Genomic DNA, 9,247 nt, shown 5'->3' on the forward strand with positions numbered 1-9,247 from the left:
CGCCATTTAAGGATCACCAATCACTTGACCAATTGCTTGGCCAATGAAATGACTGGGCCCATGAAGCGCTGGATCGAAAGTGCTGAAAATCAGGTTAAGGCATCAACAATCATGAACTAATCATTAAGAACAAGCAAGACTTTTCCTGGGAAGATTCTGAATGGCTGGTCTTGCCAGTTTTTGTGATGAATTATGATCCCGGGGATCATAAATGCTTGATGATTTGAACGATTATTGCGCTCAACTTCATGATCCTCAGAAAGTTTCAGAAAGTTATTGAAGACCTTTGATGGTCTCTATTCTCTCGAAAAAAGCTATTTTCAGCAATTTTTCAGCCAATTAATTGACCGGAGATCCCGATCATCCGTTTTTGTTTGGTCTAACGTTTCCTTCCCCGTTAATTCGCGCTTGATCGCCCCGGCGCTTGACTTAAAAGTTCCAAAATCCCCTGATCGTTAAACGCCTGGGCCAAACTCTTGAGCTGTTGGGCAAAGGGAGCAAGGGTTGGATCCTGTTCTGCCAGGGCTTTGGCTTGGCGCTTCAGGGCGTTGAAGTTGCCTTTGCGGGCCAGGGTTTCGAGCTGCTCCAACAACTCGGGGTCGATCGGGTAGTCGATCGGGTAAATGAGTGCATCCGGGGGCAGGTCGGGTTCCGCCGCCGACTGCGCCAAGGGTGACGGGGCGATTGCACTGGCTTCATAAACCCAAACCAATTGCAAGTGTTTTTGCAGCAGGTGCAATAGCTCGTGGGTTTGCACCGGTTTGGGCAAAAAGTCGCTGCCACCCGCGTCCAAGCTTTGTTGTCGATCGCTCTCAAAAACGCTGGCAGAGGACACAATAATCGGCAATTGCTGCAACTCAGGATGGCGACGAATCAGATCAATCAGGGTGTAGCCATCCAAGTTGGGCATTAACAAATCCGTAATCACCACCTGCGGGCGATGGTGCTCCAAAAACTGCCAAGCCACAGCCCCATCTTCCGCTTCCTGAATCACAAACCCGATCGGCTCCAGCATCTCCCGCAACACGGCCCGGTTTTCCCACTTGTCATCCACCACCAGCACTTGGGGCGCATCCCCTTGAATACCAACAATTTGCCCCTGTTGTGTCATGCGGGAATGGCGGCTCCACTCGGCCGCCACCGGCAAGGACACTTCAAACCGAAAGCTGCTGCCGACTTGGGGTTGGCTCTCGACGGTAATTTGGCCGCCCATCAGCTCCACAATTTGTTGGGAGATCGCCAGCCCCAGACCCGTGCCCTCCGTTTGGCGCTTGGTCTCGCCCACCTGCTCAAAGGGCAGAAAAATGCTGCTGAGTTGATCTGCTTCTAGGCCAACGCCCGTGTCTTGTACTTCAAATTGCACCCGATCGCCCCCCATGGCCAACACACGTAGGGTGACCGTGCCGCTGTCCGTGAACTTGATCGCATTGCCCAGCAAGTTAAGCAACACTTGGCGGAGACGCTTTTCATCGGTGCGGATGCCTTCCGGTAAGTCATCGGCGATTTCTTCTGCGAATTGCAACCCCTTCAGTTCCGCTCGCAGACGGCACATTTCCGTTACGCCACGCAGAAAGGCCCGAAAGTGAAATTCCGTGGGGTGCAGTTCCATTTTGCGGGCTTCGATTTTGGCCAAATCCAGCACATCGTTGATCAGGGTCAGCAGATGAGTGCCACATTGGTGAATCACGCCAATTTTGGCCAGTTGCTCTTCGTGCAAATTGCTCGATCGCTGCAACACCTGGGCATAACCCAAAATGCCGTTCAAGGGGGTGCGCAACTCGTGGCTCATGTTGGCCAAAAATTCACTCTTGGCCAAATTGGCCACTTCCGCCGCTTCCTTGGCTTCCGCCAGGGCCAGTTCCGCCTGTTTGCGGGCAGTGATATCAAACAACACGCCGCTAAACACAACCGTGCCGTCATCGGTGCGCCGGGGGGTGGAAGCGCCTTGCCACCAACGGAGGGAACCATCGGGACGAATCAACCGAGCCTCATAGGCCCATTCCGTGGGGTTGTCCACCACGCGGCTCACAGATTCGATGTAGCCGTCCCGATCGTCCGGGTGGATGGCACTAATAAACCGGCCCAGGTCAGCCATGAATTCTTCGGCGCTGAATCCCGTTAGCTCGCTGACGCGATCGCTCATGTAGTCGATCGTCCATTGGCCCTCGTGATTGCTGAACTGAAAAATGGCTCCCGGAATATTTTGGGCAATGCTGCGCAGACGGGCTTCGCTGGTTTGCAGGGAGGCTGTGCGCTCGGCCACCCGTTCTTCCAGGGCTTGGTTGCTGGCGGCCAACTCCTGAAAGGACTGTCGTAACTGCTGGGTCATGGTGTTGAAGGCCCGGGCCAATTGATCCGTTTCGGCGGTTCCTTCCGTCATCACCACCTGATCGAGCTGATTGGCGGCCACGGCATCGGTGGCCGCACAGAGTTTCACCAAGGGCCGCGACACCTGCCGCCCAATCCACCACCCCAGCCCGATCGCCACAGCCAAGGCCAGCAACATGATGGTGAGGATGTCTCGACGCGCGGCCATCACCGGCTCCGCAAAGTCGGCTTCCGGAATCGCCGTCACCAACAACCAGTCCAAGCCGTTGCGATCGCGCAGGGGCGACACTTGCACCAGCAACCGGGTTTGTTGGGTGGGGCCAATGAATTTGGTTGTGAGTTGGGTGGTTGGGGTGTTGGGCGGAATGGCGGCCCAAGTGCCAAAGCGCTGTTCAATGGTGGTAACGGCCGCTTGCAAAATTGAATTTTTGAGGTCTTTGGCCCGAATTCGTTTTCCTTCCGGGGAGATTGGGTCGTTGGTGGAGGTGGCAATCACCTGGCCCGATCGCTCCACAATGGCCGCCACCCCGCTGTGGCCGATATTTTGGGCCCGCAAAAAGGTGCTGATTCCTTCCAAGGCCAGGTCAGAGGCAAACACCCCCACCAGTTGTCCCGTGCGATCGTATAGGGGTTGCACCGCTGAAATGCCCAATTCCCCCGTTCCCGAAAAGGCAAACACCGAAGTCCATTGGGGTCTGCGGGCGGCAAGGGCCGTTTTGAACCAGGGGCGATTGCGCACATCATAGAGCTGGCTGTCTTTGAGGACGCGCCGCCCTTGGCGATCGACCTCGATGGTTCGCCGCAAGCCCGATCCCAATCGATCGCTTCGTTTAATTAGGGTGCTGCTGGGCAATTCCCGAACTTCCAAGGAGCCACCAACCGCTGTTCCAAACTCCGTGGTGGTGACCAGGGGAAACAGTCGCAACTTTCCGTGGAAATAGGTTTCCAGCGCTGAAAAATCTGTCAACTTCACCTGATCAGCCGCAAAAGCCTGCACATGGAGCTGATTGAGGCGCAACGGCTCGCTCAGGTATTGATGCACGTAGGTTTGAATTTGCCGATCGACCTCGGAGCCAAGGCGGTTCATCAGCGCATCCACGGCCCGTTGTCCTTGAACGAGTACCACTTGCCCCGTTAGCCCCACGGCCACCAACGCTTGCAAGGTCGTGACCAGGACAATTAATTTGCTCAGGGGCCAACGGGGCGATCGGGCAAATTCAGGTGCAGAGCCAGATTCAGTCACAGTGAAGATACCGAGTCAGGGGGCAGCGGGCCAGCGGCGGGCCCATCCCCATCATCGCCGTCCCCTCCCCCCAACTGCCACCAACCGGCCCGATCGCCCAGCTCCTGATCAGGGCCCTACAGCGGAATCGTGGCCGATCGAAACTGGTAACCCGCTGTTTTGAGTTTTTGATTGGAAACCCGCGCATTGTAAGGACGCTGGGCCGATTCCGCCGGATTCCAAGTCACCCCCGGCCACCCTCGGCGGCGAAAGGCCCGATCGAGCAATTCCGCTTGGGTCAAGGGTTCGTCATGCACCAGGTTATATAGCCCCGACAACCGCGCCGCTCGGGCAAAGGCGATCGCCCCCACAATGTCATCCAAATGGATCCAATTACTCCAGTCTTGGCCACTGCCCGGCCGCCCTTGGCCACTGGCCGATCGAAAAATATCCGCCACCTCGCGACCGGGCCCACAAATGCCCCCCAGCCGAAACACACAAACGGCCAAACCGTCCCGCGCCGCACCCAACAACACCTGCTCGGTTTCCAGCAAGATTTGGCCATTGTCCGTGGTGGGCTGGGGCGGCGTGGTTTCATCCACCCAAGCCCCACCCCGATCGCCATAAACCCCATAGCTGCTGGTGTAGATCACCTGGCGCAGTTGGGGCAATTCAGGCAACAGTTGCGCCAGGGTTTGGGCGCTGTGCAAATAGGTTTCCCGATAAATGCCCGATCGCCGGGGCCCCAAACAAACCAACAGCGTGGTTTGCCCAGCCAGGGCCGACCGCAACCCCGCTTCATCGTCCCCCCGCAAGCAAAGGGCCCGATCGCAACAATCCGCCAGCTCCGCCAAGCGATCGGGTGTGGTGGTCGTGCCGGTGACGGTCAATCCTTGCGATCGCCAATATTGCGCCATCGGCCGGCCCACATAGCCACAGCCCAAGATCATCACCGACTCCGACCCTGAGCGATTGATTGCAGCGTCCATCATGGAAAACACGGGAGATCAACAAAAAAATCCACAACAGGAAATTCACAACGAGAAATGAATCCCAAGCTCGAAACAGCAATCACCTAAAAAGTAATCACCCCAAAAAGCCATTACTTACAAAGTAATTACCTAAAAAGTAATCACTCAAAAAGCAGTGAGCCTTTAACCGCGTCGTTCCTGAAGCTTGCGATAAACCGCTTTTAAATCCACCTGATGATGGGCGATCGCCACCAGGGTGTGATAAAACAAATCCGCCACTTCTGAGGCGATCGACTCCGGATCATCATCCTTACAAGCCATCACCACTTCGGCCGCTTCTTCACCAATTTTTTTGAGAATTTTGTTATCCCCACCGGCCAACAATTTGCAGGTATAGGACTCAGGATTTGGGTTGGCCTTGCGCGATTCAATCACCTGAAAAACCTGCGACAACGTATCAGCAGGCGGCGGAACCACTTGCCCATCCACTTGGTGGAAACAACTGCGGGCCCCCGTGTGGCAAGCCACATCCCCAATCTGTTCAATGGTCATTAAAAGGGCATCGCTATCGCAGTCATAGCGAATGCTTTTGAGCTTTTGAATATGTCCGGAAGTTGCGCCCTTGTGCCACAGTTCTTGGCGCGATCGGCTCCAGTACCAAGCCTCGCCAGTTTCCAGGGTTTTTTGCAAGGATTCCGCATTCATCCAAGCCATCATCAACACTGTGCCATCCAGGTAGTCTTGGGCGATCGCCGCGACTAATCCTTGTTCGTTGTAGGCGATGCGATCGACTGGAACGGCACGGCGCAAAGCTTCAAGATCGGTGGCCATAGAATCGCTGCTGTGAGGGGGTGAGGATTGGGCAAACCATTGGCCCTCGGGCGCAATGTTGCAGCGCCAACCGGCCGCCAAATGGCAGGACAAATCATAGCAACTTTCCATCGCTTCCCCGCTGCGGGGCCGATCGAGTTCCGCCCGATCGCCCAACCCAAGGGCCGATCAAGCGCCTCGATTAACCCAACCCATGATCTACCCACCCTTGCACCGTCCGTTAGGGCTGAATCGGTAGTCGATCGCCCGGTTGCGCCGGAGCCGGTGACTGGTTGGGTAACAAATACGGCTGATTCAAACCATTGCCGCCCAAGCCGGGGTTATTCGGGCTGCTGGGATTGGAATTATTGGGACTGGAATTGCTGGGATTGGAATTATTAAAGCCAGGGCTATTGAAACCCGGATTCCCAAAATCGCCCCCCTGACTCGGATCGTTGGGCACGAGGGGCTGATTGCCGAATGGGTCAAAGTTGTCGGCCGGTCGCTGGGCTGGGTTTTGGCCGCTGGGCAAGGTAGCCAGAGCCACCCGATCGCCCCCAACCGATCGCAGCAAGTCCAACACCGCCACCACATCGCTATAGAAAGCCGACTGGGAGGCATAGAGGACGATCGTCCCGTCGGGTTGGGCTTGCTTAAAGGCTTGCAGTTGGGTCAGCAGCGCCTCTTTGGTCACCGGGGCTTGCTGAAAATACAACTGACCGGCGGGGCTGAGGGCCACCATCGCCAACTTGCGCATCTGGGGCTGGCCCGTGCTGGCTTGGGGCAGGTCTACCCCAATGCCCTGTTGGCGCGTCAGCCCGATCGCCGCCAGGATAAAAAAGGTCAGAATGCAGAAAATCACATCGATCAGCGGCACGATCTCAATGCGAATTTCTTGATCGGACGAGTCGAGGTTGATTTTCATAAATTGATTCAGAACTTGATTCAGAACTTGATTCAGAACTTGATTCAGAAATTCATTCGATTATGCGAATCAATGGCACGATCGGCACTGCAAATCTGGGCATCGAAATTGATACGGCCTTGACCTAGCGCAATCGATCCATTAGGTCGCAGATGCCATGAAGTTATGGGTTGGTGGGCATTGCCCACCCTACAGGCTACTACTTCGCAACCATCTTTAAAACTGATAGCGATCCTGCTCAATCCAAAGGCTGTGGGCCACGGCCTGCCCATCAGCACCCACGCGAATTTCCACCACAAACGGCAAGGGGCGATTCGTGCGAGGACGTGCCCAATTCATGCGGTTCACGCCATTGATTTGGTCATTGATTTGATCCCGCTTGGATTCGTCCATGTAATAGGTTTCCAGGTTGTAGCGGGGCATGGCGGCCATGATTTCACCCCGCAGGGCCACTTGGTTGACGGGCAGTTGGCCCGGGCGATCGGGACGAATGGCCACCGGTTGCCAGGGCTTGGGTCGATCGGGCGGTTGATTGGGGTCTTCGGTGGCGGTGTTGGTCGGTTGTTGCAAAATCAGGTAAAACTCCCGCCGTTCATAGGGTAAGCGCGGTTTTTGTTTTTGATCTCGATCGGTGGCGATGGTTTCCCAGCCGGGCAGCTTTTCCAAAACGCTCACCTGGCTAATGTCGTAGCTGAGGGTTTGGGAATAGCCCCGCATCCAGTCGTAGGGATCCACCGGGCGGGTTTGCAACACCACAGATCGCCCCCAGTAGTAGGTCATGGCCGATTGAGCTGGAACCCCGATCGCCAGGCCCAACTGCAACAACATCGGGATCCAAAATCGCCAGCCGGCTGCCTTCGGAGGGGGGCTATCTGGGGCGATCGGGGAAATCAGGTCTTGGGTCATGGTTCAGGCTTCCAAAATAAATGACAAGGAATTGAGGAATGACAGGGAATTCACGGGAGCGGGGTTGTGATGAGCGCTGATTTGGCAGGGCGATCGGGGTGCATCACCAGCGATCGCAAGTTCCGATCGCTCACGATCGCGCCGTGGGGGATGAATTCGACCCATTCAGCGTTTGCACCGATCGCTCAAACCACAAACCCGCCGCAATTACCCCAACACCACAGAGCACAAACACCAGCGCCTTCAGCAGCAAATCCGTGTTGTACTCCAGCATCCGCGTCCAAATATCCAGCACCAACAGCAACAGACCGCTCCAAAAGGCCAAGCGCCGCCCGTCCGATAGCCCTTCGCGCACTAGCCCCACCCCCAACAGGAACAGGCACACATTAGCCAGCAATGTTCCCAAATTGGGCAGAGCCGCCACGTTGTAGTGCCAACCCAAGGTCAACCCCAATGACAACACCAGGGCCCAAAGCACCGCGTCGGTGAGCCATTGATCGGCCCCCATGGCCGCGCCGCGACCCCGCCGCGCCCACATCAGCACCGCCGCCACGGCCACCACGGCCACATCCACCGCCAGCCAGGGGACGAATTGCGCTGGGTCATAGATATTGCCATCGGTGGAGGAACCACTTTGGCGACCGGAACCTTCCCAGAAAAACCAGAAGCTGGTGAAGTAAAACGTGCCCATCAGCCACAGGATGGTCAAATTTTGGGTGATGTTTTGAAAGTTCAGTGGCCTTGGGTCGATCGCCCCACCGGGCACGAGCCAATGGCGCAACGTCCGGGGCAACGGCAACCGCAGCCACCAACGTTGCACGGCCGGCCAAAGTCGATCGCGATATCCCCAACCCAAAGCGAAGGGCAGCGCCAAAGACAACACACTGGCAACCCAAGGGTGCATCAAGCTCCACCAAAAGTTGGTTTGCAAGGTTCCCAACGTGAACAACCAAGCCAAGCCAAACAAAAAGCGCGATCGCGTCACATGGGCCAGGGGCAAAAAAGCCAGGGCACTCACCAAGGGCATATGCTCCGCCAACGCTCGCTGCCAACTGGGTTCCGGCTCCCACCAGTCATAGAGACCCGACCAGTAGCCCACGATCGTCAGGATCAACGCCAGCAACCCCAAAGGCATCAACCGCAGCCCGATCGCCATGGTCAACACACCGCCGCCCCAAATGAAGTAGAGGCTTGATAAGGGGCCGCCCTGGTGAAACATCTGAGCCGTCAAGGCCAAATTCGCCCCCAACAGCAGCCCACCCAACAACAGCAGGGCTTGGCCCAAGCGGCGTTGCCCAGCCAACCGAGGAGCGGGCGATCGCCACAAATAAAAACCCAAAGCTTGAACGCCCAACAGGGCACTCAACAACACCCCCACCCGAAACGCCCGGGGCCATTGCTGCCAGTTGGCGGCCACGAAGGTGATCACCCCTAACCCCAACAGCACCCCTCCCAAACACAGCAGGATGGTCACGAAGCGGTTGCGGGCCCCCTGATCGAGGGTTCGGAACTGATAGCGATCGGCTAGGCGATCGAACTGTTCCGGTTGCAGCAAGCCATCGGTCACCCACTGGCGGGCCTCCTGGCGCAACTGATAACGAAAGCGCTCGGTAATCACGCGGTCAATCCTCCCCTAATTGCGGGCCAACGCGATCGACAGTCTCCCGACCTGTCCGGGGGGCATGATTCAACAACCATGACCGAGGACAGTGGGACAATTCTTAGCAATTCTTAGCAACAAACGGTTGATGAAACTTAGGGTTCAAGGGCTGGCAATCCCCGATGGGTCAATGTTCCCAGCCCGATCGCCCTGATGGCATCCAATCTGGCATTTCTCGGGTCGATCGATCCATCCCCTGTGCCACCTGCCCTACGGGCCGACTTCAGTTCCTGTCCCAAATCCATGCCCAAACTCGTTGAGGGGCGATCGGGAAGCTACACCGACCAGGTTCGGTATACACGAAGGATTTTCAAAGTCAACTGATTGTAAATATTTTTTACGAAATGTTATTGTTATTAACAACAACGCAGCACCCAACCGGCCCCCACCGCGCTGTTCTCCCCCATCTCTGTCTCTTATACACA

The 9,247-nt window shown here is 56.5% G+C and carries 7 protein-coding genes; all 7 read right to left on the minus strand.

The window, feature by feature from the left end; all coding sequences use genetic code 11:
* Positions 1–397: 397 nt before the first annotated feature.
* Positions 398–3,571, minus strand: a complete 3,174-nt coding sequence (locus tag AMR42_RS09865) for an ATP-binding protein (RefSeq protein ID WP_099533273.1) — start codon at positions 3,569–3,571, stop codon at positions 398–400.
* Positions 3,572–3,687: 116 nt separating this feature from the next.
* Positions 3,688–4,539 (minus strand): SDR family oxidoreductase, encoded by an 852-nt coding sequence (locus AMR42_RS09870; protein WP_099533289.1) that lies wholly within the window; start codon positions 4,537–4,539, stop codon positions 3,688–3,690.
* A gap of 165 nt (positions 4,540–4,704) precedes the next feature.
* On the minus strand, positions 4,705–5,352 hold the full coding sequence (gene hisIE / locus AMR42_RS09875) for a bifunctional phosphoribosyl-AMP cyclohydrolase/phosphoribosyl-ATP diphosphatase HisIE (RefSeq protein WP_099533290.1): 648 nt from the start codon (positions 5,350–5,352) through the stop codon (positions 4,705–4,707).
* 220 nt (positions 5,353–5,572) lie between these two features.
* Positions 5,573–6,256, minus strand: a complete 684-nt coding sequence (locus AMR42_RS09880) for a biopolymer transporter ExbD (RefSeq protein ID WP_099533274.1) — start codon at positions 6,254–6,256, stop codon at positions 5,573–5,575.
* A 216-nt stretch (positions 6,257–6,472) separates the two neighbouring features.
* Positions 6,473–7,162 (minus strand): GDYXXLXY domain-containing protein, encoded by a 690-nt coding sequence (locus AMR42_RS09885; RefSeq protein ID WP_099533275.1) that lies wholly within the window; start codon positions 7,160–7,162, stop codon positions 6,473–6,475.
* Positions 7,163–7,292: 130 nt separating this feature from the next.
* Positions 7,293–8,780, minus strand: a complete 1,488-nt coding sequence (locus AMR42_RS09890; RefSeq protein WP_158234433.1) for a DUF2157 domain-containing protein — start codon at positions 8,778–8,780, stop codon at positions 7,293–7,295.
* A 252-nt stretch (positions 8,781–9,032) separates the two neighbouring features.
* A partial coding sequence (locus AMR42_RS21125; protein WP_234406930.1) for a hypothetical protein occupies positions 9,033–9,247 on the minus strand: 215 nt, incomplete at its 5' end.

Origin of the sequence: Limnothrix sp. PR1529, from assembly GCF_002742025.1 — a bacterium.
GTDB lineage: Bacteria > Cyanobacteriota > Cyanobacteriia > CACIAM-69d > CACIAM-69d > CACIAM-69d.